Raw genomic sequence first — 23455 nt, forward strand, 5'->3', positions numbered from 1 at the left:
AACCTTAGTAATTTTTAGCTTGCCCGCCATTTCCATGAATTCTTCTCATGTTGGTGGCTGCGCCCATGCTCCGGAGGATGCTGCAAGCCAGTAGAATCCGCCCATTGCCGCCTCAGGGATCGAAACATGTCGCCGCGCTACCCGCTTTTCCTCCTGCTTCTGCTCATGCTGCTGGGGCGCACCACGCTGGCGGCGGAGATTTCCTACAGCCGCGACATCCAGCCGATCTTTACCCAGAAGTGCGTGGCCTGCCATGCCTGCTACGACTCGCCGTGCCAGCTCAACCTGGGCAGTGCCGAGGGCGCGGCGCGGGGCGCGAGCAAGCTGTCGGTCTACGATGGTGGCCGCACCCGGGCGCAGGCGCCCAGTCGGCTGTATTTCGATGCCCGGGGCGAGGAAGCCTGGCGGCGCAAGGACTTCCACTCGGTGCTGGACGCCAGCGGGGCCCAGGCGGCGCTGATGGCGCGGATGCTGGAACTGGGCCGGAGCAATCCGCCCGAACCCAACGCCAAGCTGCCCGCCGACCTGGAACTGGGCATCAGCCGGCAGAACCAGTGCCCGCGTCCGGGGGAGTTCGATGACTTCGCCAGGAAGCATCCCCGCGCCGGTATGCCCTTTGCCGTCACCGGGCTCAGCGAGCAGGAGCACCAGACCCTTCAGCGCTGGCTGGCGGAAGGCGCCAGGGTCGAGGAACAGGTCATCCGGCCCAGCGCCGTCGAGCAGCGGCAGGTCGAAGCCTGGGAGCGACTGCTGAACGCGCCCGGCGCGCGGGAGGCACTGGTGGGGCGCTGGCTGTTCGAGCACCTGTTCCTCGCCCACCTCTATTTCGACGGTGGCGAAGCGGGACGCTTCTTCCAGCTGGTGCGCTCGCGCACCCCCAGCGGCGAGCCCATCGACCCCATCGCCACCCGGCGGCCCAACGACGATCCGGGCAGCACCTTCTACTACCGTTTCTGGCCCATCCAGGGCGTGATCGTCCACAAGACCCACATCACCTACCCCCTGAGCGACCGGAAGCTGGCGAGGGTCCGGGAACTCTTCTTCAGCTCCGACTGGCAGGCCGATGCCGTGCCCGGCTACGGTGCCCAACGCCGCGCCAACCCCTTCGAGACCTTCCAGGCCATCCCGGCCCGGGCGCGTTACCAGTTCATGCTGGATAACGCCGAGTATTTCGTGCGCACCTTCATCCGGGGCCCGGTGTGTCGCGGGCAGATCGCCACCGATGTGATCCGGGACAACTTCTGGACCCTGTTCCAGGATCCGGCCCACGACCTCTACATCACCGATGCGCAGTACCGCGAGCAGGCTACGCCGTTGCTGGCCATGCCCGGCCAGTTCGACGACATCGGGGATCTGCTGGGGCTCTGGCGCAGCTATCGCAACAAGCGCAACGATTACGAGGCACTGCGCATGCAGGCCTACGCCGACGCGCCGCCGCCGAGCTGGGCTCATATCTGGGCCGGCAACGACAACGCGCTGCTGTCCATCTTCCGCCAGTTCGACAGCGCTTCGGTCCGCAAGGGCCTGATCGGCGAGGTGCCCCAGACCCTCTGGTGGATGGACTATCCGCTGTTTGAACGCACCTACTACCAACTGGTGGTCAACTTCGACGTCTTCGGCAATGTCTCGCACCAGGCGCAGACGCGCCTGTACTTCGACCTGATCCGCAATGGCGCCGAGGTCAACTTTCTTCGCCTGATGCCGCCGGGTGCGCGCAGGGCCCTGCTGGACGACTGGTACCAGAACAGCGGCAAGGTGAAGATGTGGCTGGATTACCAGCGCATCGACAGTGATACCGCCACTGGGCTGGTGCTGGCGGGCGACGATCCCAAGCGGGATTTCGCCCAGGCCTTGCTGGCCCGGTATGCCAGTCTCAATGCGCGTCCGGACCCCATCAACCGCTGCGTCGACGGACGCTGCTATCGGAGCGACATAGCACCGGAATGGCAGCAGGTGGAACAGGTGCTGAGCCGTCTGGCGAGCCGGCCGGCGGCGGGGCTCAAGGTGATCGAGCAGTTGCCCGAGGCCACGCTGCTTCGTGTGGAGTTGCCCAATGGCCAGCGTGAGGTCTACAGCCTGTTGCGCAATCGCGCCCACAGCAACGTGGCCTTCATGCTGGGCGAGGAGCTGCGCTACCAGCCGGGGCTGGACAGCCTGACGCTCTATCCGGGCGTGCTCAGCAGCTATCCCAATTTCATCTTCAACCTGAAGGCGGAGGAGGTGCCGTCCTTCGTGGGCCAGTTGGAGCGGGTGAGGGACGGCGTCGGCTTCGACAAGGTGGTGGAGCGCTGGGGCATCCGCCGGACCCATCCGCGGTTCTGGACCTACTTCCACGACATGTCGGCCTACATCCGGGAGAAAGAGCCGATAGAGGCGGGCATATTGGACATGAATCGTTATCAGAATTTGTGAACCCGGAGTCAGGACATCGCCCGCCCGGCTGTGGGCAATGTCCCGTCGAGCTTGTCGCGAATTATTCCTACTAATTTGGTAGGGCTTTAACCGTCTCTCTCCTTTGGCGTACACTGCGTCCATGTTTGCGAGGAGTTGCCATGAGCGCCATCACCATTACCCAAGCTGCCGAGGACTATCTGGCTGATCTGCTGGAGAAGCAGAACACCCCGGGCATCGGCATTCGTATCTTCATCACCCAACCGGGTACCCAATACGCCGAGACCTGCATCGCCTACTGCAAGCCGGGTGAGCAGAAGCCCGAGGACAACGCCGTTGCCCTGGCGTCTTTCACCGCCTGGATCGATGGCGTCAGCGAGCCGTTCCTCGAGGACGCCATCGTCGACTACGCCACCGACCGCATGGGTGGCCAGCTGACCATCAAGGCGCCGAACGCCAAGGTGCCGATGGTCAACGAGGACAGTCCCCTCAACGAGCGCATCAACTACTACCTGCAGACCGAAGTGAACCCCGGCCTCGCCAGCCACGGTGGCCAGGTGAGCCTGGTGGATGTGGTGGAAGAGGGCATCGCGGTGCTGCAGTTCGGCGGCGGCTGCCAAGGCTGCGGCATGGTCGACATGACCCTCAAGGACGGCGTCGAGAAAACCTTGATGGAGCGTATCCCGGAGCTGAAGGGGGTGCGTGACGTCACCGACCACAGCAACCGCGAAAACGCCTATTACTGAGGCGTTGACGAGGTGATCGAGGCGACCTTCGGGTCGCCTTTTTCGTGGGCGTGTCACCCAGGCTTCGTGTGAGCGAGCCCAGCGTTTTCAGGACTCCACCAGGGTGCGCCGCACGGGTCTCTGCATCAGCGCCGCGAATGCCAACAGCGGCAGCATGCCGATCTTCACGGCATTCCAGCCGATCCCGCTGATCAGCACACTCGAGGCGAAGGAGGCACAAGCCGCCACCAGGCTGTTGCCAGTTCCATCAACCCCTGGGCCTGCCCTCGCTCCTCCGGGGCGTGGCCCTCCCCGAGCAGCGTGGTGCCCGCGACCAGCATCAGGTTCCAGCCAACGCCCAGCAGGAAGGAGCTGGCCAGGAAAGTCATAGTGCTCATTCCGAGCAGGGCGATCGAGGCGCTGCCGAGCAAGAGCGCGCCACCGAGCACGGCGACCCGACGGCTCCCAAGGCGGTCCACCAGCGGTCCGGCGATGAAGGCCGGGAGGAATATGCCCACCATGTGCCAGCGGATCACCTCTGCGCTGGCCTCCAGAGGGACGCCGCAGAAATTCATGGCCAGAGCGCCTGGCCGGCGAAGATCAGGCGAATGGTGGAGTTCGTCCTTGATGGCGAAGGTCAGGCAGGGCAGTCGCCGGGTTTGTGGATGCGCTGGCTCGAAGCCGGAAATCGCTGCAGCTTGCTGGCGGGTCGAATGGGGCGACGCACCAGTTCACCGCCGCAGTTGGGGCAGGCTCCGGCCAGGCGCTGTTCGACACAGTCGCGGCAGAAAGTGCACTCGAAGGAGCAGATCCGCGCCTGGTCGGAATCCGCTGGCAGGTCGCGGTCGCAGCACTCGCAGTTGGGGCGTAGTTCCAGCATGGTGTCATCCTCGTTCCCGGGGTGAGCGTCCGAAGCGCTCCGCATACTCCTGCGGGCTGACGGACAGGTGCTTATGAAAGGTGCGACGCAGGTTTTCCGGGTGACCGAACCCCGTCAGTCGGGCCACGGTGGCAATGGAGGCCTGGGCGTCCAGCAGCAGGCCTCGCGCGGCCTCCAGGCGCACGCGCTCCACGTACTTGCCGGGCGTCAGGCCCAGCTCGTCAGCGAATGCCCGTGACAGCGAACGGGGCGACATGTGGGCCTGGGCAGCGAGGCGATCAAGGGAAAGATCGTCGCCGAGGTGGGCGGGTATCCAGTCCAGCAGAGCGGCCAGCCGCGGTGTGCGCACCGGGTCGGTGTGCAGCAGCGGGCTGAACTGCGCCTGCCCTCCGGGGCGACGCAGATAGAGCACCAGCCGCCTGGCCACCGCCAGTGCGGTGGGGCGCCCGAGGTCGGCTTCCACCAGGGCCAGCGCGAGGTCGATTCCGGCGGTGACGCCTGCCGAGGTGAATACATGAGCGTCGCCATCGCATCCATCGGGGGCGAAGGTGTGCAGGCGGTCGCCCTGGACTTCGATATCGGCGTGTTGGCAGAGCGCATCCACGTCCGCCCAGTGGGTGGTCGCAAGACGGCCTTGCAGCAATCCTGCGGCAGCCAGCACCAGGGCGCCCGAGCAGATCGAACCGAGGCGTCGCACTTTGGTTTCCGCCAGACGCAGCCAGTCCAGCAGTGCCTGGTCCCGGCGCTGGACATCGACGCCCTGGCCGCCCGCGATCAGCAGGGTGTCCAGGTCGCCAGGATCAACCTCCCGCCAGGCGCGTTCGGCCACCAGCGAAAAACCTGCTGAGGTTTTCACGGGGCCGACGTCGGGGCCCAGCAACTGAAGTGCATAGCTGGCCGGCAATCCCTGACGCTGGCGCTCGACATTGGCTGAAGCGAACACCTGCAAGGGGCCGGTCACATCCAGGCTCATCACATCGGGAAAGGCGAGGCAGGCGATGGTGCGAATCGGGTCCATGACGGTCTCGGCGCGGGCGATGGCGTCAGTGTGGAGTGGATCGAGTATGGCAACAATGACAATAACCCCACAGATCTGGCCACGCATGCGCAAATGGCGGGGGGAGGTTATCGAGGGGGGAGGGCGGAGGAAAACTTGCCAAGGCGAGCAGGGGCCTGCTCGCCTCGCATTGGGCACAGAGGCTGGAGGGGTATTACTCCGGCATGGACCAGGGTTCGAGGCTGTAGCCCTTGCGGCTCAGTTCCTCACGGGACTGGATGAGGATGTCAGCCAGTTGCGCGGGGTCGGAATAGGTGCTGCTCGGAATCTGCGAGCGGCCCAGCAGGCGGGTGCTGGTGCGGTCGATGACGCTGATGCTCAGTTCGCCAGTGCCATCCTGGGGAGCCCAGGCGACGCATTGGAAAGGTTTGAAGGCGCGACCGGCGATGATCAGTGCTTCGTTGAAACGCAGCGGAGTGTTCATGGGTGAGGGTCTCTCCATATTGTGCCCAATGAAGGCGACGGATTTGGCACCAGGCCTCTGTTACACCGTCGTGAATGTGGATGGCGGAAGATGACCAGGAAGTCACAGGGCGTCGTGAAGAAATAAGTTTTTGTCGCTGAAATGAACGGCCAGCGGAGTCCTGTACGCCGGATCCTGCGCTTTTGCGTGCGCCAGGGCGTGTAATGGGTCGTCAGGTGGGTGTCAGATTCTGTCGCTGGTATACCCGGGAGGTGGCTGTCAGTAATATCGATCGCCATTTCCCGTCATGAGCGAGTGATCCCGTGTCCGCCCTGAACCGCATGCGCCGCCCCGTCCTTGCTGCTTGTTGTGCCTTGTTGCTCGCGGGGTGTGCCGGAGAGCCGCTGTCACCGACCCTGCGCGCGATGCCGCAACGCGTGGAACTGAGCGGTGTGCCTTTCTTCGCGCAGAATGCCTACCAGGGCGCGCCTGCCGCCTTGGCCGCCTTGCTGAACCAGCAGGGCGACGAAGTTTCGCCGGGGATGATCGAGAAGGCGCTGAAGCTGCCGCAGCAGGAAACCGCCCTGCGCGAAGGACTGGTGACCACCGCGCGTCAGCATGGGTTACTGGTCTATCCATTGGAGGCGCGCCTGGAGGACCTGCTGGAGCAGGTGGTGGCTGGTAACCCGGTGTTGCTCTACCTGGAGGACAGTTTCAACCTGGGCGATGCGGGGCGCTATGCGCTGCTGGTCGGCTACGAGCGTGATAATCGCCAGGTGCTTCTGCGGCTTGGGCACGAACGTCGCGCCTTGGTCAGCTTTTCATCCTTCGAGTCGCGCTGGCAGGCGGCTGGAGGCTGGGCGGTTCTGGTCCTGGCGCCGAACCAGCTGCCCGCATCGGTGGATCGGGCGCGCTGGCTGAAAGCGGCCGATGAACTGGCGGAGGCGGGGCAGGACAATGCCGCGAAGATGGCGCGTTTGCAGGTGGAGTGAATCTGCCGCGCCTGGAGCTACCGCTCCCGGCGACCAGGGCTGCTTCGTTCAAATGAAAACGGCGCCCGAGGGCGCCGTTATTCATGCCTGGACGATTACACGCCCAACTTGTCGCGCATGGTGTAGTACCAGGCGCCCATCGCGGTGAAGGGCACGCGGAACAGGCGACCACCCGGGAAGGGGTAGTGCGGCAGGCTGGCGAAGGCGTCGAAGCGTTCGGCCTGGCCGCGAAGCGTCTCGGCGATCACCTTGCCGGCGATGTGGGTGTAGGTCACGCCGTGGCCACTGCAACCCTGGGAATAGTAGATGTTGTCGCCGATCCGACCGACCTGGGGCAGGCGGGACAGGGTCAACAGGAAGTTCCCGGTCCAGGCGAAGTCGATCTTCACGTTCTTCAGTTGCGGGAAGGTCGCCAGCATCTTCGGACGGATGATCGCCTCGATGTTCGCCGGGTCGCGGGCGCCGTAGACCACGCCGCCTCCATAGATCAGTCGGCGGTCGCCGGAGAGGCGGTAGTAGTCCAGCAGGTAGTTGCAGTCCTCCACGCAGTAGTCCTGGGGCAGCAGGCTGCGGGCGAGGTCTTCCGGCAATGGTTCGGTGGTGATCACCTGGGTGCCGCAGGGCATGGACTTGCTGGCCAGCTCCGGTACCAGGTTGCCCAGGTAGGCGTTACCGGCGACCACGACGAACTTGGCCTTCACACGGCCTTTCGGGGTGTGAACCACCGGGTTGGCACCGCGCTCGATGCGAGTGGCCGGGCTCTGTTCGTGAATCACGCCGCCCAGGGACTCGATGGCTGCGGCTTCGCCCAGGGCCAGGTTCAGCGGATGGATGTGACCACCGCTCATGTCCAGCATGCCGCCGATGTAGTTATCGGTGGCCGCGACCTCGCGAATGCGCTTGGCGTCCAGGATTTCCAGTTGTTTGTGGCCGAAACGTTCCCAGAGCTTCTTCTGCGCTTCCAGGTGACCCATCTGCTTCTTGGTGAAGGCCGCGAACACGCCGCCGTCCTTCAGGTCGCACTGAATGTTGTACTTCTGAATACGGTCTCGAATGATGCGACCGCCCTCGAATGCCATATCTGCCATCAGCTGGGCATTCTTGGCACTGGTGCTGCGTTCGATCGCATCGATGTCGCGGCTGTAGCTGTTGACGATCTGGCCGCCATTGCGACCGGAAGCGCCAAAGCCTACTTTCGCGGCTTCGAGGATGGTCACCTTGAAGCCGTGCTCCAGCAGGAACAGGCCAGTGGAGAGGCCGGTGTATCCAGCACCGATGATGCAGACATCGGTTTCCACCTCACCCTGCAGCTCAGGGCGCAGCGGGACCGGGTTGGCCGAGAATGCGTAATAGGACTGGGGGTAGGGAGTGTGCGTCATAATGGAATCTCTGTTTTTTATTTTTTACAGATAGGGCGATGCTACCTCAGTTGATTTCGGCCCGCCAGCCTCTGTGCAAAATATTCAACGTCAGGCTGAACACCAAAAAATCCACTTTTTCAGTGAGTTAGCGAAAAAAGCTGTTGACAGCAAAAAGATAGTCCGTAAAATGCGCACCCATCGAAGGCACATAGCTCAGTTGGTTAGAGCACCACCTTGACATGGTGGGGGTCGTTGGTTCGAGTCCAATTGTGCCTACCAAATCGAATCAAAAGGGGCAATCCGAAAGGATTGCCCCTTTTGGTTTTTGGGGTTGGAGTCCGTGGTGCTGGCAGAGTGTGCCTTCGTGGGGTGTCCGTAAAGTTCGGTGCTGTCTGGGGTCTCGTCTCCGGGGGGGCGTCCCTTCCTCCCTCTTGCTCACTCTTCTTCTGGGCAAACCATCAGTTCGACATCGGATCGTGCGAGTTCCGGGCCGACTCCGGCGTTGAGGATGTAGATGGATTTGATCCCTTCTTTTTCCGCGATGAATCCGCTGCAGCTGTAGCCACAACTTATTTCCGCCTTGAAGCACACATCTTTCGATGCAAGTCTGAACTGGTCGGTTGGCCAGTTCAGGCAGTCATGGTTGCCGGTAATGGGGCAGGTGATGGGTTCTATGTCGCCTGAGGCGACGATGGTAGAGCCTTCTAGCTCTTCCAGGTCCGATGCGGCGAATGCCGTCAGCGGGGTGCTGATCAGTACTGCGAGCAGCCAGTTACGAAATGGCATCTACTGTCTCTGGATCCGATGGGGAACGATAATGCTCTCCATAGGCAGCCTAGACAGAATTAGGTTCCTTGGAAGGAATTTCCGGTTGTCGGTTTGCTTGTCTGATGGGGTGTGGTCTGTTTGGGTTTGCAGGGTTGGGCTGTGAATCGGGCGGGGAAGTGCTTGGAGGATTCATGAAGCTGATGCTTCAGCGACGGCTCCAGTCGCAGGTCGATAAGGTGCTGCCGGGGTTTATCGTGAAATGCGAGTATTCCTCGGGGCGCGTCATCAATATCTGCCTCCGCAATCCTGCGACGCTGGAGGCGTTGCGTATTACGGGGGTTACGCTGGAATCCCTTGTCGGACAGGGGGTGCTGGATGAGGTCGTGGATCAGTTGATGTTCGAGATCACCACCGTCGCTGGGGGTGGCAGGTGATGTGTGGCGTCAGTCGCAGCTGATCAGCATTCCGTGACAGACCTGCAGTCGGTTGCGTCCGCGCTTCAGTAGCAGGGGTTCACGGGAGGTGATGGTCCAGCCCCGGTTGAGCAGGTCGTCGATGTGGGCGCGTAGTCCGTGAAACTTCCGTTGTTCTTTCATGGGGCCCTCCGTTGGCGGGGGGGGATGATATCAGAGTGCATTCGCGAGGAAATGGGTTGGGCTCATTGAGGGTGCGGGTGGGGTGTGCGAGCGTTGCCCTTGAGTGGTTCCTGCTGCCTTTGTAGTGGCTCTCTCGTCCTTTCTGGTCCTCGATTTCTTCGTCTAAGTGATTGATTTTTTTTGTGATAGCATTCCGCTTGCGATGTCGCGCCGACTATTGTGTCGGTGTGATGGCTCTGTGTCTTGCGGGGCGAGAAGGTGCCTTAGGCGCCTTTTTTCGTGGTCTCGCTTGTGGCGGCTTTCGCTTTCTGTAAGCATTCCGCTCTTATTTATTACCTCCAGTGACTCTGGTTCGGCCCAGGTTGGCTGCAAGGCTCCTGCCACCGTATGGCGGGCATACCACCGAATCGCTTACTGGCTCATCCCAACCCATGTGGCCTTTGGTAGAGGTCACCACTAGGAGAGGAGGCGCCATGCCCATCATTACTCTTCCCGACGGCAGTCAGCGTTCGTTCGATAGGCCTGTATCTGTGCTCGAGGTCGCCCAGTCCATTGGTGCGGGCCTCGCCAAGGCCACCTTGGCTGGCAAGGTGAACGGCAAGCAGGTTGATGCTTGCGACTTGATCGAATCCGACGCGACCTTGCAGATCATTACGCCGAAGGACGAGGAGGGGCTGGAGATTATTCGTCACTCCTGCGCGCACCTCGTGGGGCATGCGGTCAAGCAGCTTTATCCGACTGCGCGGATGGTGATCGGTCCTGTAATCGACGAGGGGTTCTATTACGACATCGCCTTCGAGCGCCCCTTCACTCCCGAGGATTTGGCGGCCATCGAGAAGCGTATGGGCGAGCTGATCGAGAAGGACTACGACGTCATCAAGAAGATGACGCCTCGTGCCGAAGTGATCGAGGTGTTCAAGGCGCGTGGCGAGGAGTACAAGCTGCGCCTGATCGATGACATGCCTGACGAAACCGCCATGGGTTTGTACTTCCATGAGGAGTACGTCGATATGTGCCGCGGTCCGCACGTGCCGAATACCCGGTTCCTCAAGGCGTTCAAGCTGACCAAGATTTCCGGTGCCTACTGGCGTGGCGACTCCAAGAACGAGCAGTTGCAGCGCATCTATGGCACCGCTTGGGCGGACAAGAAGCAGCTGGCGGCCTACGTTCAGCGCATCGAGGAGGCCGAGAAGCGCGATCATCGTCGTATCGGCAAGCAGTTGGACCTTTTCCATTTGCAGGAAGAGGCTCCGGGCATGGTGTTCTGGCATCCCAATGGCTGGACCGTCTATCAGGTGCTCGAGCAGTACATGCGCAAGGTCCAGCGCGATCATGGCTACGTCGAGGTGCGCACCCCGCAGGTTGTGGATCGCATACTCTGGGAGCGTTCCGGCCACTGGTCGAACTATGCCGAGAATATGTTCACCACTTCGTCGGAAAGCCGCGACTACGCGGTGAAGCCGATGAACTGCCCGTGCCACGTGCAGATATTCAACCAGGGCCTGAAGTCCTATCGTGACCTGCCTCTGCGCCTGGCTGAGTTCGGTGCTTGCCATCGCAACGAACCCTCGGGGGCCCTGCATGGCATCATGCGTGTGCGTGGTTTCACTCAGGACGACGCCCACATTTTCTGCACTGAAGAGCAGGTGAAGAAGGAGGCGGCCGACTTCATCAAGCTGACCCTGCAGGTCTACAAGGATTTTGGCTTCTCCGATATCGCCATGAAGCTGTCGACTCGCCCCGCCAAGCGTGTGGGCTCCGAGGAGCTGTGGGATCGTGCAGAGACGGCTCTGGCTGATGCGCTGAACGAATCCGGTCTCGCCTGGGAATACCAGCCGGGCGAAGGGGCGTTCTACGGTCCGAAGATCGAATTCACTCTGAAGGATTGCCTGGGTCGTAACTGGCAGTGCGGCACCCTGCAGTACGATCCGAACCTGCCGGAGCGGCTCGATGCCAGCTATATCGCCGAAGATAACAGTCGTACCCGTCCGGTCATGTTGCATCGCGCGATCCTGGGCTCCTTCGAGCGCTTCATCGGCATGCTGATCGAGCATTACGCTGGCGCCTTCCCAGCGTGGCTCGCGCCGACCCAGGCCGTGATCATGAACATCACTGACAAGCAGGCTGACTTCGCCCTTGAGGTGGAGAGGGTGCTCAACGAAAGCGGCTTTCGTGCCAAGTCCGACTTGAGAAACGAGAAGATCGGCTTTAAAATCCGCGAGCATACTTTGCTCAAGGTTCCCTATCTCTTGGTTATTGGAGACCGGGAAGTTGAGACACGATCCGTTGCTGTGCGCACCCGCGAGGGTGTCGATCTGGGTTCCATGCCCCTCGAAAGCTTCTCTGAGACGCTCGCACAAGCGGTTTCCCGGCGTGGTCGCCAAGAATTGGAGTAATCACTATTAAGCGTGAAATGAGACAAGACAAGCGGACTCAACCGAAGGCCCCGATCAACGAGAACATTACGGCTCGCGAGGTGCGGTTGATTGGTGCTGACGGCCAGCAGATTGGCGTCGTCTCGATTGATGAAGCGCTGCGCGTTGCTGAAGAAGCCAAGCTGGACCTGGTAGAAATTTCTGCCGACGCGGTGCCGCCCGTTTGCCGGATCATGGATTACGGCAAGCATCTCTTCGAGAAGAAGAAGCAGGCCGCCGCTGCGAAGAAGAACCAGCATCAGCAGCAGATTAAAGAAATCAAGTTTCGTCCAGGGACGGAAGAAGGGGATTACCAGGTAAAACTACGCAACCTGGTACGTTTCCTTAGTGAAGGGGATAAGGCCAAGGTATCGCTTCGATTCCGTGGTCGAGAGATGGCTCACCAGGAGCTGGGCATGGAGCTGTTGAAGCGGGTCGAAGCTGACCTTGCTGAACTCGGCACCGTTGAACAGCATCCCAAGCTGGAAGGACGCCAGCTGATGATGGTCATCGCACCCAAAAAGAAAAAATAACCACCAGGGCACTGGCAGGCCTTGTGGTTATGCGTAATCACTCAATGCGGAGTATCCGAACATGCCAAAGATGAAAACCAAGAGCGGCGCTGCGAAGCGTTTTCTGAAAACTGCTTCCGGCTTCAAGCACAAGCACGCTTTCAAGAGCCACATCCTGACCAAAATGTCCACCAAGCGTAAGCGTCAGCTGCGCGGTAGCACCCTGGTGCACCCGTCCGACGTTGCAAAAGTGGAGCGCATGCTGCGCGTTCGTTAATCGGTCAAGATTCTAGAGGAAATTACTCATGGCTCGTGTTAAGCGCGGCGTCATCGCTCGCAAGCGTCACAAAAAAATTCTGAAACTCGCCAAGGGCTACTACGGCGCACGCAGCCGCGTGTTCCGCGTTGCCAAGCAGGCGGTGATCAAGGCTGGCCAATATGCCTACCGTGACCGTCGTCAGCGCAAGCGTCAGTTCCGCGCTCTGTGGATCGCTCGTATCAATGCTGGTGCTCGTCTGAACGGTCTGTCCTACAGCCGTCTGATCGCCGGCCTGAAAAAAGCGGCCATCGAGATCGACCGTAAGGTCCTGGCCGACCTGGCAGTGAACGAAAAAGCGGCGTTTGCTGCGATTGTCGAGAAAGCTAAGGCCGTACTGGCTTAAGTCCCCGACAATCACCGGGCTTGCCCGGTGCTGAACGTCACCAATAGGGGAAGGGCCTTGTGCCCTTCCCCTATTTCGTATCTGGAGTCAGTAAATGGAAAATCTGGATGCGCTGGTCTCGCAAGCGCTTGAGGCCGTGCAACAAACTGAAGACGTGAGCGCCCTGGAGCAGATTCGCGTTCAATACCTCGGCAAGAAAGGCGAGCTGACCCAGGTGATGAAGACCCTGGGTGACCTGCCGGCAGAGGAGCGCCCCAAGGTCGGCGCCCTGATCAATGCCGCCAAGGAGCGTGTTCAGGACGCCTTGAATACCCGCAAGGACTCGCTTGAGCAGGCGGCGCTGGCCGCCAAGCTCGCGGCCGAGCGAATCGACGTGACCCTGCCAGGTCGCGGTCAGGCCTCTGGTGGCCTGCATCCTGTTACCCGCACGCTGGAGCGCGTCGAGCAGTTCTTCACCCGCATCGGTTTCGGCATCGCCGAAGGTCCCGAGGTCGAAGACGACTACCACAACTTCGAAGCGCTCAACATTCCCGGCCACCATCCGGCCCGGGCAATGCACGATACCTTCTACTTCAACGCCAATATGCTGCTGCGTACTCACACCTCCCCGGTCCAGGTACGCACCATGGAGTCCCGGCAGCCGCCAATCCGCATCGTTTGTCCCGGGCGTGTCTATCGCTGCGATTCGGATATCACGCACTCGCCGATGTTCCACCAGGTCGAAGGTCTGCTGATCGACGAGGGCGTGAGTTTTGCCGACCTCAAGGGCACCATCGAGGAATTCCTGCGCGTCTTCTTTGAGAAAGACCTCGGTGTCCGTTTCCGCCCCTCGTTCTTCCCCTTCACCGAGCCATCCGCCGAAGTCGACATGCAATGCGTGATGTGTTCCGGCAAAGGCTGCCGCGTCTGCAAGCAGACTGGCTGGCTGGAGGTGATGGGTTGCGGGATGGTTCATCCCAATGTACTGCGGATGTCCGGCATTGATCCGGAGAAATACCAGGGCTTCGCCTTCGGAATGGGTGTCGAACGCTTGGCCATGCTGCGTTATGGCGTCAACGACTTGCGCCTGTTCTTCGACAACGACCTGCGCTTCCTTGCGCAATTCCGCTAGGTCGTCCGGTCAGAAACGAATCCCAGGAGTAGGAACATGAAATTCAGTGAAGACTGGCTGCGGAGCTGGGTAAGCCCGCAGGTCTCCCGCGACGAACTGGTCGCCCGCCTGTCCATGGCTGGCCTTGAAGTCGACAGCGTTACCCCAGTGGCTGGCGCTTTCAGCGGAGTCGTAGTGGGCGAGGTGCTCAGCACCGAACAGCATCCCGATGCCGACAAGCTACGTGTTTGTCAGGTCAGCAGTGGCAGCGAAACTTTCCAGGTTGTTTGCGGCGCTCCCAACGTGCGTCCTGGTCTGAAGATCCCCTTCGCCATGATCGGTGCCGAACTTCCCGGTGACTTCAAGATCAAGAAGGCCAAGCTGCGTGGCGTCGAGTCCAATGGCATGCTCTGCTCGGCTTCCGAGCTCAAGATCAGCGACGACAACGACGGCCTCATGGAGCTGCCAGCCGATGCCGTGGTAGGTCAGGATATCCGTGCCTATCTCGGCCTTGACGACGTGATAATCGAGCTGGGCCTGACCCCCAACCGCGGCGATTGCCTCAGCCTCTCCGGCCTCGCCCGTGAAGTCGGTGCGCTCTACGCCACCCCGGTCAGTCGGCCGCAAATCGATGCTGTGGCTCCAGTGCATGACGAAGTGCGCCCGGTCGAAGTCAGTGCACCGGCAGCATGCCCACGCTATCTAGGTCGCGTCATCCGCAATGTCGATCTGTCTCGCCCGACCCCGCTGTGGATGGTCGAGCGTCTGCGTCGCGCTGACGTGCGCAGCATCGACGCCGCTGTCGACATCACCAACTATGTGATGCTCGAGCTTGGCCAACCCATGCACGCCTTCGACCTCGCCGAAATCAACGGTGGCATCCGAGTGCGCATGGCGGAAGAGGGCGAGAAACTCGTCCTGCTGGACGGCCAGGAAGTCACCTTGCGTCCCGATACGTTGGTTATCGCCGACCACACCCGCGCCCTGGCCATTGCTGGCGTTATGGGGGGCGAACATAGTGGTGTCAGCGGCAAGACTCGCGACCTGTTCCTGGAAAGCGCGTTCTTCGACACCATCGCTGTCGCAGGTAAGGCTCGCTCCTATGGCCTGCACACCGACTCGTCTCATCGCTTCGAGCGTGGCGTGGATTTCCAGCTCGCCCGCGAAGCCATGGAGCGCGCCACAGGCCTGTTGCTGGACATCGTGGGTGGTGAAGCCGGTCCCATCATCGAGGCGGTCAGCGAGGTCCATCTGCCCAAGGTCGCGCCGGTCACCCTGCGTGCCGAGCGTATCAACCAGATGCTGGGTATGGAGATGGACAGCGCCGAAGTCGTGCGTCTGCTCACCGCCCTGGATCTCAAGGTTGCGGCGGAAGGCGTTGGACAGTGGTGCGTCGAAGTACCCAGCCACCGCTTCGACATCAGCCTCGAAGTCGACCTGATCGAAGAGCTGGGTCGTCTCTACGGCTACAACCGGCTTCCGGTTCGCTACCCGCAAGCGCGTCTGGCGCCTATTGCTCGCGCCGAAGGCAGTGTGGAACTACCAGCCCTGCGTCGCCTATTGGTCGCTCGCGGTTACCACGAAGCCATCACCTACAGCTTCATCGATCCCAAGCTGTTCGAACTGTTCAGCCCGGGCGTCAGGCCGCTCACTCTGGCGAACCCCATCTCCGCCGACATGGCTGCCATGCGTGATTCGCTGTGGCCGGGCCTGGTCAGTGCATTGCAGCACAATCTCAATCGCCAGCAGTCTCGCGTGCGTTTGTTCGAAAGCGGCCTGCGTTTCGTTGGTCAGCTCGAAGGCCTCAAGCAGGAACCCATGCTTGCTGGCGTGCTGTGTGGTTCCCGCCTGCCGGAAGGCTGGGCCAATGGCCGTGATGGAGTGGATTTCTACGACGCCAAGGCCGATGTCGAGTCGGTGCTCGGCGCTGCCGGCGACCTGGGCTCCTTCAGTTTCGTACCTGGCCAGCATCCCGCGCTGCACCCGGGTCAGACCGCGCGCATCGAAAGGGAAGGGCGCCTGGTTGGCTTCCTCGGAGCCCTGCATCCGGAGCTGGCCAAATCCCTCGACCTGGACCAGCCTGTGTTCCTCTTCGAGTTGGTGCTGGCCGAAGTGATGAAGGGCAAGCTGCCGGCGTTCAGTGAGCTGTCGCGCTTCCCCGAAGTGCGCCGTGACCTCGCTCTGCTGGTGGATCGCGAAGTTCCCGCCGAATCCGTACTCGCCACTATCCGCGAGGCCGCCGGCGAATGGCTGACCGACCTCAGGCTCTTTGACGTGTATCACGGTAAAGGCATTGATCCGCTTAGAAAAAGCCTGGCTGTCGGCTTGACCTGGCAGCATCCATCGCGCACTCTTACTGACGATGAGGTGAACAACACAACGCAAAACATCGTCACCTCGCTGGAAGACAGGTTCAATGCCACGTTAAGGAAGTAGCGTATGGGGGCTCTGACGAAAGCTGAGATGGCTGAACGTCTTTATGAAGAGCTTGGCCTGAATAAACGGGAAGCCAAGGAACTGGTGGAGCTGTTCTTCGAGGAAATCCGTCAGGCGCTGGAGCACAACGAACAGGTGAAGTTGTCGGGATTCGGCAACTTCGACCTACGTGACAAGCGCCAGCGGCCTGGCCGGAACCCGAAGACAGGAGAGGAAATCCCGATCACGGCTCGCCGTGTGGTCACTTTCCGTCCAGGGCAGAAACTCAAAGCCAGGGTCGAAGCCTATGCTGGAACCAAGTCATAACGACGAACTGCCGCCGATACCCGGCAAGCGTTACTTCACCATTGGTGAGGTCAGCGAACTCTGCGCAGTCAAACCCCACGTGTTGCGATACTGGGAGCAGGAGTTTCCTCAGCTCAACCCGGTAAAACGGCGAGGTAACCGGCGTTACTACCAGCGCCAGGATGTGCTGATGATTCGGCAGATCCGGGCGCTGCTGTACGACCAGGGTTTTACCATCGGCGGCGCGCGTCAGCGCCTTTCCGGTGACGAGGCCAAGGAAGACACCACGCAGTACCGGCAACTCATCCGGCAGATGATCGCCGAACTCGAAGATGTCCTCCACGTCCTCCGCAAGTAAAAAAAATTGAAAAAAACCTTCCACAATTCAAAAGCTTAAAGTATAGTTCGCGTCGTTCCGGTGACACGGAGCGAGCGACAAACGTCGGGGCGTAGCGCAGCCTGGTAGCGCACTTGCATGGGGTGCAAGGGGTCGAGTGTTCGAATCACTCCGTCCCGACCATATTTCTGAAGAGGCTCAAGCACTTAGGTGCTTGGGACTTTTTCATTCCTGAGGGGTGCGCAAAATGCGTGCAAAACTCAGCCTGCAAACTCCGCAATATCCGAATCCGCTTCCACTTCCGACCAGATCATGTCGGCGTGGTCGCGCTGGTAGTTGCGCGTCGTATCCTCGCCGGCATGGCTGGCAATCTTCTGCCCATCCTTACCGGCCCGCTTATAGCGGTGCAGGGAGACGGCCGTTACCGAAGTACTCTCAAGTCGCCGGGCTAACGAAGTGCAAACAGGAAGGACGCTGACCCTATGCACTCCCTTAGCTGAGAGCCCTCCTTTCTTGCCTGTTGTAACAGGCCAATTCTTGGCATTTGCCATGGCTCAGGGTCAGCCCTGATAACTCTCCTCGGCGAGCGTCAGGGGCTTTCTGTGGCCGACGTAATCACCAGTGGCACAGGTTTTCGCGAAGAGACGCTGGAAATGGTGATTGTGGCTCCGAGGTTCAACTTCCTCCTTGTGTCGCCCGTGCCAACCTCGGGGGAGATTTCCGTCGGGGCTGCGGCGTGAACCTGTCCAAGAATGATGCGAGCCTGTTCCAGACCTATCGCTTCATCGCCGAACGCGAATCGGCCGAGGGCTCGCTGATGGAAGTCTTTCAGCATCATGGAGAAGAAACAGGCCTGGCAGGTCGATGCCGACAGAGCGCGGGTACGAGATCGACTGGCCGCCGACTGTACCCTGATGTATCCCACGTCGTTTCACACATGCAGGCTTGCGAATCCACATCCTTTCGACACACCTACGGTACGTCGGTTGGTCAGAGTGGCACCTCCTTCTGACAGCTCTGAAAGGAGACGATCATGCGTTATCCCCATCTACTTGCCGCCGCTCTGGCGCTTACCGCGTTCACCGGTCTTGCCCAGGCCGATCAGCACCAAGCCGGGAACGGTGCGAGCGGCGACTGGAAACAAGGTATCCAGCGCACGGATCTGACTCGAGATGATCTCGGAGACTCAGTTCACGAGGTGATTCAGGCACGAGTCGACTTTGATCCAGGCGTCGCATCGCCGAATCATTCCCATCCGGGTGTCGAGGTCGCTTACGTGATCGAAGGTACCTTCGAATATCGACTCAGGGGCCGAGCACCGGTAATCCTCAAGGCCGGCGAGTCCCTGTACATCCCGGCTGGCACGCCGCATATCGCCACCAACATCGGTGAGGGTAAGGCCTCGGAGCTGGCGACTTATATCGTCAGGAAGGGCAAGCCGCTTCTCGTCCTGGAGCCGTGAGCGGGCATGATGTGAGGTCGATCACTACAGGGCGAGGGCTTCGGGTATCCCGTCGCCCTGTTCCTGTTTCCCTTCGCCAAGAACTTCAGTGGAGGGAGAGTCGTTGGAAGGGCGCCTCTGCTGACAGTCGATAGGCGGCCAGCAGAGTACGCAGAGGTCAGATCAGGTTGATTTCGACGTCGATGTTGCCGCGAGTTGCCTTGGAGTAAGGGCAGGTGTCGTGCGCGGTATCCACCAGTGCCCGAGCGACATCGAGGGGCACCCCGGGAAGACTGACGTTCAACCTCGCTCGCAGAAAGTACGCGGTGCCGACGGTGCCCAGATCTATTTCCGAATGCACTTCCATATTGTTGGGAAGCGCAACTTTTAGTGCGGCAGCGGCCTTGCCGATGGCACCGATGAAGCAGGCTGACCAGCCGGCTGCCAGCAGTTGCTCTGGATTGGTGCCGGGCCCCGACGAGCCCGGCGCGGACAGTTTGACGTCCAGGCGTCCATCCGAACTGCGCGACTCGCCGTTGCGGCCTCCGATGGTGCGGGTCTTTCCGGTGTAGATCAGGTTTTCGATAGCGTTAATCACGGGGGCTGGCTCCTGAGTGTGGGCTGCAGTAAGTCGTTACGCAGAATCTCGGGTAACGACGGCGTCCCGGAGTTTTGCATCCCAATGTCGGGGGTTTGTGTTCGCGGGGTGTCTGCATGCAACGATGTGTTTGTTTTTGCTCGGAAATACAGAGCGTTACAAACCACCCGCGTGCATCAAGCTTCAGACCACCAGCGAAAGTAGCAGTATGAATACCAGGCCCACCACCGACAGGAGGGTCTCCATCGCGGTCCAGGTCTTGAAGGTTTCGCTGACGCTCATGTTGAAGTACTGCTTGACCAGCCAGAAGCCGGCATCGTTGACATGGGACAGGATCAACGACCCCGCGCCGGTGGCGAGTACCAGCAGCTCGCGATTGACTCCAGGGATCAACTCGATCACCGGCACCACAATACCTGCACCGGTGATGGTGGCGACCGTGGCCGAGCCGGTGGCGATGCGGATAAGCGCGGCGACCAGCCAGGCCAGGAGGATCGGTGAGATCTGCGCCTGTACTGCCAGGTTGCCGATCACTTCACCCACACCACTGGCTACGAGCATCTGCTTGAATCCGCCGCCCGCACCGATGATCAGCACGATGGCCGCGGTGGGCGCGAGGCTTTCATCCACTAGTTTCATCACCCGCTTGCTGTCGAATCCGCGCGCATGGCCGAAGGTATAGAGCGCCAGCAGCAGGGCCAGGAGCAGGGCGGTGATGGGATGACCGAGCATGTCCAACCAGGCGCGAGCGATGTGCCCCTCCGGAAGCATGACGTCGGCAGAGGTTTTCAGCAGCATCAGGAACACGGGTAGCAGGACCGTCAGCAGGGTCACGCCGAAGCTGGGCAGGTTGGTGGCCTCTGGCTCATGTGCGAGTTGCTCCATCAGCTCGAGGGACGGATTGCCAGGGATGCGCCGTGCGATCAGGCTGCCGAACAGCGGTCCGGCGATGATGGCGGTGGGCAGGGCGACGATGAGGCCGTAGAGGATGGTCTTTCCGATGTCGGCGCCGAACACACCGATCGCCAGCAGTGGGCCCGGATGTGGCGGGACGAGGCCGTGGACTACCGATAGGCCGGCCAGCAGCGGGATGCCAATCTTGATCAGCGAGACGCCGGTACGCCGCGCGACGATGAATACCAGCGGGATCAGCAGCACGAAGCCGATCTCGAAGAACAAAGGGATGCCCACCAGAAAGGCGGCGAACATCATTGACCATTGGATGCGTTCCTTGCCGAAGGCGCGGATCAGCGTGCGCGCGATCTGGTCGGCACCGCCTGATTCAGCCATCAGTTTGCCGAGCATGGTGCCCAGGGCCAGGATCACCCCGACGAATCCGAGAACGCTGCCGAATCCTTCCTGAAAGGATTTGACGATCTTCTCCACCGGCATGCCGGAGGTTAAACCGAGAAACCCGGCGGCGATGATCAGGGCAATGAAGGGGTGCAGCCTGAAGCGGGTGATCAGGACGATGAGGCCGACGATAGTGACCACTGCGTCCAGCAACAGGAAGGTTTCTTGGGATATGGCGGGCATAGGACTGTCTCATATTGTCGTTGTTGTGGGACGTATGCGCACGGGATAGCGCTATCTTTTTCGGGATGCGTGGTGCGTGTTCACTCCTGGATATGTGCCTGCCACCACAAATGTGCGGCCTCGGCCAACTGCCTGACATCCTGGGTGGCGTCCAGGGACAGGGTCAGCGGCTCATCCAGGGGCGGCTCCAGGGCCTGGAACTGGCTATCGATCAGGGTCGCGGGCATGAAATGACCCGGCCGCTCTGCAACGCGGCGCGCCGCGACGTCCGGGGGGAGTTCGAGGAACACGAAGCCAAGACCGGGGATCGCCTCGCGCAGTCGCTCGCGGTAGCGTCGTTTCAGTGCCGAGCAGGTCAGCACAGGGCGTTGTCCGGCGGCTACGGCGTGTCGCAGTTCCAGGCTCAGGCGGTCCAGCCAGCCTGCCCGGTCGTCATCGGAAAGGGGAATTCCGGCGCTCATCTTGCGGATGTTCTCTGCAGGGTGGAAGGCGTCGCCTTCGATGGCGATCGCGCCGCTGTAGTCGCAGATGGCCTGGCCCACGCTGGACTTGCCGCAACCGCATACGCCCATGATCACGAGCGCGCTGATAGGTTGAACCATGGAGCACCTCAAGGCTAAGACAGCGCTATCTTTTCATGTCGAAGTCAAGAAAAGCAGGCCGCATCGCCGCGTATTGTCATTGTTAGGGGTTTCGCTAGTGCCGTAGAGAAGACGCCTGATCGAAAGGGCATTCAGGCAATTGCCGAATCGATGAGACAGCGCTACCTTAATGGCTGAATTTTTGTTTGACAAGCAGGCCCATGACTTCCCCCAGCAACGAAAAGAGTGCACGTACCACCGGACGGCCCACCCTGAATGAAGTCGCACAGCGCGCCGGCGTGAGCCCCATCACGGCCTCCAGGGCGCTTAGGGGCGTTACCACGGTCGCTGACGAACTGGCGCAGAAAGTTCGCGATGCCGCCCGTGAGCTGGGCTATGTCGCCAACCCTGCTGCGCGTGCCCTTGCCTCTGCGCAGAGCCAGTCGGTGGTTGTGCTGGTGCCCTCGCTGTCGAACCAGTTGTTCGTCGATACCCTTGAGGCCATTCATGGTGTGCTGCGGCCAAAGGGACTGGAAGTGCTGATCGGCAACTTCCACTACTCCCGCGACGAGGAAGAGGACCTGATCCGTAACTATCTCGCCTACCAGCCACGAGGCCTGCTGCTTACCGGCTTCGAGCGGACAGAAAGCTCGCGGCGGATGATCGAGGCCAGCGGCGTTCCCTGCGTCTACATGATGGATCTGGACAGTGGGGCGGGGCTGCACTGCGTTGGTTTCTCCCAGTTGGACGCGGGGGCGACGGCCGCCAAGCACCTGTTGGCACGCGGTCGCAAGCGCCTGGCTTTCGTTGGGGCACAACTGGATCAGCGCACACTGCTGCGTGGCGAGGGGTTCCGCCGTGTGCTGCAAAGGGCGGGCCTGTACGACCCAGGCTTGGAGTTGCTGACGCCCCGGCCGTCCTCGGTCGGGCTGGGCGGAGAACTGTTCGCTCAACTGCTTGCCAATCATCCGCAGGTCGACGGCATTTTCTTCGGCAACGACGACCTGGCCCATGGCGCGCTGCTGGAGGCCATGCGCCTCGGCGTAAAGGTACCTGAGCAGGTGGCGGTGCTGGGCTTCAACGACTTGCCCAGCTCGGCCTTCATGGTGCCGCGCCTGAGCAGTATCCGTACGCCGCGGGAAGCCATCGGCCGCCGCGCCGCCGAGCTGATCCTCAATCTGATTGCCGGCAGGGACGTCGAAGAACCGGTGCAGGACATGGGCTTCGAACTGGTGGTCCGCGAGAGCACCTGAGCCGGGATGCGCGTCATGAAATTCCGTCGATTTTCCGCCGGTGCCACGGCCATGCATCCGCGCGAATCCGAGGTAACCCGGATTCTGCCGGGGCGCAGCCTTGCCGCCGATCTTGAGTGCTTCGCCTCCACGCCTGGCGCCTTCCGCCGCAACCTGGGGAGCCTGACGTGAGCCTTGCCGCATCCGGTGGTTCGGAGCGTGCCGCCAGCGGACTGGATTCGCCACTGGAGGCTCTGCTGCGACCGTCTGCAGGCCAGCCATTTCGCTGGTCCGAGCATCAGGGGCGCGAACTGCTGCTGGTGGAGCACCCGCGCTGTCAGGCGGTGTTCAGCCGCCAGGGGGGGCAATTGCTGCATTTCCGCCCTCGCGGCGAACGATCACTGCTTTGGTGTGCATCACGCTGGCCGCGAATTGGCTCCATTCGTGGTGGCGTACCGGTGTGCTGGCCCTGGTTCGGCCGTCATCCCATGGAGAGCGGCTGGCCTCACCATGGCTGGGCGCGGCTCAGCGACTGGCGCTTGGTGGACAAACAGTCATGCGCCAGTGGTGTGCGATTGTGCTGGCGACTGGAGCTGCATGACTGGCTGGTGGAACTGGAGGCTGAGCTGGGAGACGAGATGCGCCTGCAATTGCGTACTCGCCACGGCGACAGCGAACCCTGCGTGCTGAGTCATGCCCTGCATGCCTACTGGCGGATCAGCGACGTGGCACGTGTCGGCCTGTTGGGGATGGATGGCGCCGAGGGTACGGACCTGCTGGCGGGCGCGCCGTGTCAGCAGGACGGCGAATTACGGATCCTCGACGGCTGCCACAAGGTCTTTCGCCGGGGTGGCAGGGTGATCATTCAGGACCCGGACTGGGGGCGGCGCATCCGTGTGGACGGCGGCGACAATCCCAATACAGTGGTCTGGCATCCCGGCACCCGGCCGATCGGAGACGTCAGTTGGGCCGAAGGGTTGGGTTTCGTTGCGGTGGAAGCAGCGGCCCTCGGGGGTGACAGCCTGACCTTGGCGCCTGGCGAGGACGCCTGTCTTCGGCTGAGGGCGAGTGTGGAGTGAGTCGTCCGCGTCCGGGGCCTTGCCACCTGGACCCCATCGGTTTTGTTCGCCCTGATAGGCACCATCGTCGGCGAGCTCG

The 23455-nt window shown here is 61.3% G+C and carries 27 protein-coding genes, 2 tRNA genes and 1 pseudogene; 19 read left to right on the forward strand and 11 right to left on the reverse strand.

What is annotated here, in order from left to right; translation table 11 throughout:
• Nucleotides 1-165: 165 nt before the first annotated feature.
• Entirely contained in the window at nucleotides 166-2412 is a 2247-nt protein-coding gene (locus KF707C_RS10350; RefSeq protein WP_100244226.1) for a fatty acid cis/trans isomerase, read from the forward strand.
• 140 nt (nucleotides 2413-2552) lie between these two features.
• Entirely contained in the window at nucleotides 2553-3137 is a 585-nt protein-coding gene (nfuA, locus tag KF707C_RS10355; RefSeq protein WP_004422566.1) for a Fe-S biogenesis protein NfuA, read from the forward strand.
• An 87-nt stretch (nucleotides 3138-3224) separates the two neighbouring features.
• Here the strand turns inward: nfuA and KF707C_RS10360 are convergent.
• The 4 genes and pseudogenes from KF707C_RS10360 to KF707C_RS10375 form a co-directional block, all read right to left on the reverse strand.
• Nucleotides 3225-3697: pseudogene (locus KF707C_RS10360) on the reverse strand (MFS transporter); the annotation flags it as partial.
• A gap of 56 nt (nucleotides 3698-3753) precedes the next feature.
• Nucleotides 3754-3996, reverse strand: coding sequence for a DUF1272 domain-containing protein (locus tag KF707C_RS10365; protein ID WP_004422572.1), 243 nt, complete (start codon nucleotides 3994-3996; stop codon nucleotides 3754-3756).
• A 4-nt stretch (nucleotides 3997-4000) separates the two neighbouring features.
• A complete protein-coding gene (locus tag KF707C_RS10370; RefSeq protein ID WP_036994190.1) occupies nucleotides 4001-5014 on the reverse strand; it encodes a GlxA family transcriptional regulator in 1014 nt (337 codons plus the stop codon).
• 193 nt (nucleotides 5015-5207) lie between these two features.
• The gene (locus KF707C_RS10375) at nucleotides 5208-5477 is read right to left on the reverse strand and encodes a hypothetical protein (protein WP_004422575.1); all 270 of its coding nucleotides are present in this window, start codon (nucleotides 5475-5477) and stop codon (nucleotides 5208-5210) included.
• A 302-nt stretch (nucleotides 5478-5779) separates the two neighbouring features.
• Between KF707C_RS10375 and KF707C_RS10380 the strand changes: the two genes are divergently transcribed.
• Entirely contained in the window at nucleotides 5780-6448 is a 669-nt protein-coding gene (locus tag KF707C_RS10380) for a PA2778 family cysteine peptidase (protein ID WP_394296142.1), read from the forward strand.
• A gap of 95 nt (nucleotides 6449-6543) precedes the next feature.
• On the opposite strand, the gene KF707C_RS10385 is transcribed toward KF707C_RS10380, so the two are convergent.
• Nucleotides 6544-7827: an NAD(P)/FAD-dependent oxidoreductase gene (locus tag KF707C_RS10385; protein ID WP_004422579.1), complete on the reverse strand. Its 1284-nt coding sequence runs from the start codon at nucleotides 7825-7827 to the stop codon at nucleotides 6544-6546.
• A 184-nt stretch (nucleotides 7828-8011) separates the two neighbouring features.
• Between KF707C_RS10385 and KF707C_RS10390 the strand changes: the two genes are divergently transcribed.
• A tRNA-Val gene (locus KF707C_RS10390) sits at nucleotides 8012-8088 on the forward strand.
• 156 nt (nucleotides 8089-8244) lie between these two features.
• Here the strand turns inward: KF707C_RS10390 and KF707C_RS10395 are convergent.
• On the reverse strand, nucleotides 8245-8595 hold the full coding sequence (locus tag KF707C_RS10395; protein WP_051050794.1) for a hypothetical protein: 351 nt from the start codon (nucleotides 8593-8595) through the stop codon (nucleotides 8245-8247).
• Between the two features lie 173 nt (nucleotides 8596-8768).
• Here KF707C_RS10395 and KF707C_RS10400 point away from each other — a divergent pair, with 173 nt between their 5' ends.
• Nucleotides 8769-9011: a hypothetical protein gene (locus KF707C_RS10400; protein WP_131679699.1), complete on the forward strand. Its 243-nt coding sequence runs from the start codon at nucleotides 8769-8771 to the stop codon at nucleotides 9009-9011.
• A gap of 9 nt (nucleotides 9012-9020) precedes the next feature.
• Here the strand turns inward: KF707C_RS10400 and KF707C_RS29445 are convergent, their stop codons facing one another.
• On the reverse strand, nucleotides 9021-9173 hold the full coding sequence (locus tag KF707C_RS29445; protein WP_004422583.1) for a hypothetical protein: 153 nt from the start codon (nucleotides 9171-9173) through the stop codon (nucleotides 9021-9023).
• 473 nt (nucleotides 9174-9646) lie between these two features.
• On the opposite strand from KF707C_RS29445, the gene thrS reads away from it, so the two are divergent.
• From thrS to KF707C_RS10445, 9 genes are all read left to right on the forward strand, one after another.
• Nucleotides 9647-11569 carry a threonine--tRNA ligase gene (gene thrS, locus KF707C_RS10405; RefSeq protein WP_004422585.1) on the forward strand — a complete coding sequence of 641 codons (1923 nt, stop codon included), beginning with the start codon at nucleotides 9647-9649 and terminating at the stop codon, nucleotides 11567-11569.
• Nucleotides 11569-12120: a translation initiation factor IF-3 gene (infC, locus tag KF707C_RS10410; protein ID WP_172424938.1), complete on the forward strand. Its 552-nt coding sequence runs from the start codon at nucleotides 11569-11571 to the stop codon at nucleotides 12118-12120. Before thrS ends, infC begins: the two co-directional genes overlap by 1 nt.
• A 61-nt stretch (nucleotides 12121-12181) precedes the next feature.
• A complete protein-coding gene (gene rpmI, locus KF707C_RS10415; RefSeq protein ID WP_004422589.1) occupies nucleotides 12182-12376 on the forward strand; it encodes a 50S ribosomal protein L35 in 195 nt (64 codons plus the stop codon).
• A gap of 28 nt (nucleotides 12377-12404) precedes the next feature.
• The gene (rplT, locus tag KF707C_RS10420; protein ID WP_004422590.1) at nucleotides 12405-12761 is read left to right on the forward strand and encodes a 50S ribosomal protein L20; all 357 of its coding nucleotides are present in this window, start codon (nucleotides 12405-12407) and stop codon (nucleotides 12759-12761) included.
• A 94-nt stretch (nucleotides 12762-12855) separates the two neighbouring features.
• On the forward strand, nucleotides 12856-13872 hold the full coding sequence (gene pheS / locus KF707C_RS10425; RefSeq protein WP_004422591.1) for a phenylalanine--tRNA ligase subunit alpha: 1017 nt from the start codon (nucleotides 12856-12858) through the stop codon (nucleotides 13870-13872).
• A 36-nt stretch (nucleotides 13873-13908) separates the two neighbouring features.
• The gene (gene pheT, locus KF707C_RS10430; protein WP_004422592.1) at nucleotides 13909-16287 is read left to right on the forward strand and encodes a phenylalanine--tRNA ligase subunit beta; all 2379 of its coding nucleotides are present in this window, start codon (nucleotides 13909-13911) and stop codon (nucleotides 16285-16287) included.
• Between the two features lie 3 nt (nucleotides 16288-16290).
• On the forward strand, nucleotides 16291-16593 hold the full coding sequence (gene ihfA / locus KF707C_RS10435; protein WP_003282572.1) for an integration host factor subunit alpha: 303 nt from the start codon (nucleotides 16291-16293) through the stop codon (nucleotides 16591-16593).
• On the forward strand, nucleotides 16574-16930 hold the full coding sequence (locus KF707C_RS10440; protein ID WP_004422594.1) for a MerR family transcriptional regulator: 357 nt from the start codon (nucleotides 16574-16576) through the stop codon (nucleotides 16928-16930). Before ihfA ends, KF707C_RS10440 begins: the two co-directional genes overlap by 20 nt.
• Nucleotides 16931-17015: 85 nt before the next feature.
• Nucleotides 17016-17092, forward strand: a tRNA-Pro gene (locus tag KF707C_RS10445).
• Nucleotides 17093-17169: 77 nt separating this feature from the next.
• On the opposite strand, the gene KF707C_RS30025 is transcribed toward KF707C_RS10445, so the two are convergent.
• Complete coding sequence (locus KF707C_RS30025; RefSeq protein WP_192817705.1) at nucleotides 17170-17460, reverse strand: hypothetical protein; 291 nt, start codon at nucleotides 17458-17460, stop codon at nucleotides 17170-17172.
• A gap of 185 nt (nucleotides 17461-17645) precedes the next feature.
• Here KF707C_RS30025 and KF707C_RS30135 point away from each other — a divergent pair, with 185 nt between their 5' ends.
• On the forward strand, nucleotides 17646-17921 hold the full coding sequence (locus KF707C_RS30135) for a hypothetical protein (protein WP_192817706.1): 276 nt from the start codon (nucleotides 17646-17648) through the stop codon (nucleotides 17919-17921).
• Nucleotides 17922-17942: 21 nt separating this feature from the next.
• Nucleotides 17943-18371, forward strand: a complete 429-nt coding sequence (locus KF707C_RS10455; RefSeq protein WP_036994203.1) for a cupin domain-containing protein — start codon at nucleotides 17943-17945, stop codon at nucleotides 18369-18371.
• Between the two features lie 157 nt (nucleotides 18372-18528).
• Here KF707C_RS10455 and KF707C_RS10460 read toward each other — a convergent pair whose 3' ends face one another.
• The 3 genes from KF707C_RS10460 to KF707C_RS10470 form a co-directional block, all read right to left on the reverse strand.
• Nucleotides 18529-18948: an Ohr family peroxiredoxin gene (locus tag KF707C_RS10460; protein WP_004422597.1), complete on the reverse strand. Its 420-nt coding sequence runs from the start codon at nucleotides 18946-18948 to the stop codon at nucleotides 18529-18531.
• A gap of 183 nt (nucleotides 18949-19131) precedes the next feature.
• Nucleotides 19132-20484: a GntP family permease gene (locus KF707C_RS10465; RefSeq protein ID WP_004422600.1), complete on the reverse strand. Its 1353-nt coding sequence runs from the start codon at nucleotides 20482-20484 to the stop codon at nucleotides 19132-19134.
• 80 nt (nucleotides 20485-20564) lie between these two features.
• The gene (locus KF707C_RS10470; protein ID WP_004422602.1) at nucleotides 20565-21086 is read right to left on the reverse strand and encodes a gluconokinase; all 522 of its coding nucleotides are present in this window, start codon (nucleotides 21084-21086) and stop codon (nucleotides 20565-20567) included.
• Nucleotides 21087-21286: 200 nt separating this feature from the next.
• Here KF707C_RS10470 and KF707C_RS10475 point away from each other — a divergent pair, with 200 nt between their 5' ends.
• The 3 genes from KF707C_RS10475 to KF707C_RS10480 are packed head-to-tail and all read left to right on the forward strand — an operon-like array spanning nucleotide 21287 to nucleotide 23376.
• The gene (locus KF707C_RS10475) at nucleotides 21287-22318 is read left to right on the forward strand and encodes an HTH-type transcriptional regulator GntR (RefSeq protein ID WP_004422604.1); all 1032 of its coding nucleotides are present in this window, start codon (nucleotides 21287-21289) and stop codon (nucleotides 22316-22318) included.
• A 15-nt stretch (nucleotides 22319-22333) separates the two neighbouring features.
• A complete protein-coding gene (locus tag KF707C_RS29320; protein WP_158526752.1) occupies nucleotides 22334-22489 on the forward strand; it encodes a hypothetical protein in 156 nt (51 codons plus the stop codon).
• Entirely contained in the window at nucleotides 22486-23376 is an 891-nt protein-coding gene (locus tag KF707C_RS10480) for a D-hexose-6-phosphate mutarotase (protein ID WP_004422607.1), read from the forward strand. The genes KF707C_RS29320 and KF707C_RS10480 overlap by 4 nt, the downstream gene beginning before the upstream one ends.
• Nucleotides 23377-23455 lie beyond the last annotated feature (79 nt).

It is taken from the genome of Pseudomonas furukawaii, assembly GCF_002355475.1.
Classification (GTDB): domain Bacteria; phylum Pseudomonadota; class Gammaproteobacteria; order Pseudomonadales; family Pseudomonadaceae; genus Metapseudomonas; species Metapseudomonas furukawaii.

Bases quoted from the DNA above. Each gene is read 5' to 3' on its own strand.
- ihfA (WP_003282572.1), top strand. From the start codon at position 16,291: ATGGGGGCTCTGACGAAAGCTGAGATGGCTGAACGTCTTTATGAAGAG.
- KF707C_RS10385 (WP_004422579.1), bottom strand. From the start codon at position 7,827: ATGACGCACACTCCCTACCCCCAGTCCTATTACGCATTCTCGGCCAAC.
- KF707C_RS10400 (WP_131679699.1), top strand. From the start codon at position 8,769: ATGAAGCTGATGCTTCAGCGACGGCTCCAGTCGCAGGTCGATAAGGTG.
- KF707C_RS10440 (WP_004422594.1), top strand. From the start codon at position 16,574: ATGCTGGAACCAAGTCATAACGACGAACTGCCGCCGATACCCGGCAAG.
- rpmI (WP_004422589.1), top strand. From the start codon at position 12,182: ATGCCAAAGATGAAAACCAAGAGCGGCGCTGCGAAGCGTTTTCTGAAA.
- thrS (WP_004422585.1), top strand. From the start codon at position 9,647: ATGCCCATCATTACTCTTCCCGACGGCAGTCAGCGTTCGTTCGATAGG.
- KF707C_RS10375 (WP_004422575.1), bottom strand. From the start codon at position 5,477: ATGAACACTCCGCTGCGTTTCAACGAAGCACTGATCATCGCCGGTCGC.
- pheS (WP_004422591.1), top strand. From the start codon at position 12,856: ATGGAAAATCTGGATGCGCTGGTCTCGCAAGCGCTTGAGGCCGTGCAA.
- KF707C_RS10370 (WP_036994190.1), bottom strand. From the start codon at position 5,014: ATGGACCCGATTCGCACCATCGCCTGCCTCGCCTTTCCCGATGTGATG.
- KF707C_RS10470 (WP_004422602.1), bottom strand. From the start codon at position 21,086: ATGGTTCAACCTATCAGCGCGCTCGTGATCATGGGCGTATGCGGTTGC.
- KF707C_RS10465 (WP_004422600.1), bottom strand. From the start codon at position 20,484: ATGCCCGCCATATCCCAAGAAACCTTCCTGTTGCTGGACGCAGTGGTC.
- rplT (WP_004422590.1), top strand. From the start codon at position 12,405: ATGGCTCGTGTTAAGCGCGGCGTCATCGCTCGCAAGCGTCACAAAAAA.
- KF707C_RS30025 (WP_192817705.1), bottom strand. From the start codon at position 17,460: ATGGCAAATGCCAAGAATTGGCCTGTTACAACAGGCAAGAAAGGAGGG.
- KF707C_RS10365 (WP_004422572.1), bottom strand. From the start codon at position 3,996: ATGCTGGAACTACGCCCCAACTGCGAGTGCTGCGACCGCGACCTGCCA.
- KF707C_RS10455 (WP_036994203.1), top strand. From the start codon at position 17,943: ATGCGTTATCCCCATCTACTTGCCGCCGCTCTGGCGCTTACCGCGTTC.
- pheT (WP_004422592.1), top strand. From the start codon at position 13,909: ATGAAATTCAGTGAAGACTGGCTGCGGAGCTGGGTAAGCCCGCAGGTC.
- nfuA (WP_004422566.1), top strand. From the start codon at position 2,553: ATGAGCGCCATCACCATTACCCAAGCTGCCGAGGACTATCTGGCTGAT.
- KF707C_RS10475 (WP_004422604.1), top strand. From the start codon at position 21,287: ATGACTTCCCCCAGCAACGAAAAGAGTGCACGTACCACCGGACGGCCC.
- KF707C_RS10395 (WP_051050794.1), bottom strand. From the start codon at position 8,595: ATGCCATTTCGTAACTGGCTGCTCGCAGTACTGATCAGCACCCCGCTG.
- KF707C_RS29320 (WP_158526752.1), top strand. From the start codon at position 22,334: ATGAAATTCCGTCGATTTTCCGCCGGTGCCACGGCCATGCATCCGCGC.
- KF707C_RS10350 (WP_100244226.1), top strand. From the start codon at position 166: ATGCTGCTGGGGCGCACCACGCTGGCGGCGGAGATTTCCTACAGCCGC.
- KF707C_RS29445 (WP_004422583.1), bottom strand. From the start codon at position 9,173: ATGAAAGAACAACGGAAGTTTCACGGACTACGCGCCCACATCGACGAC.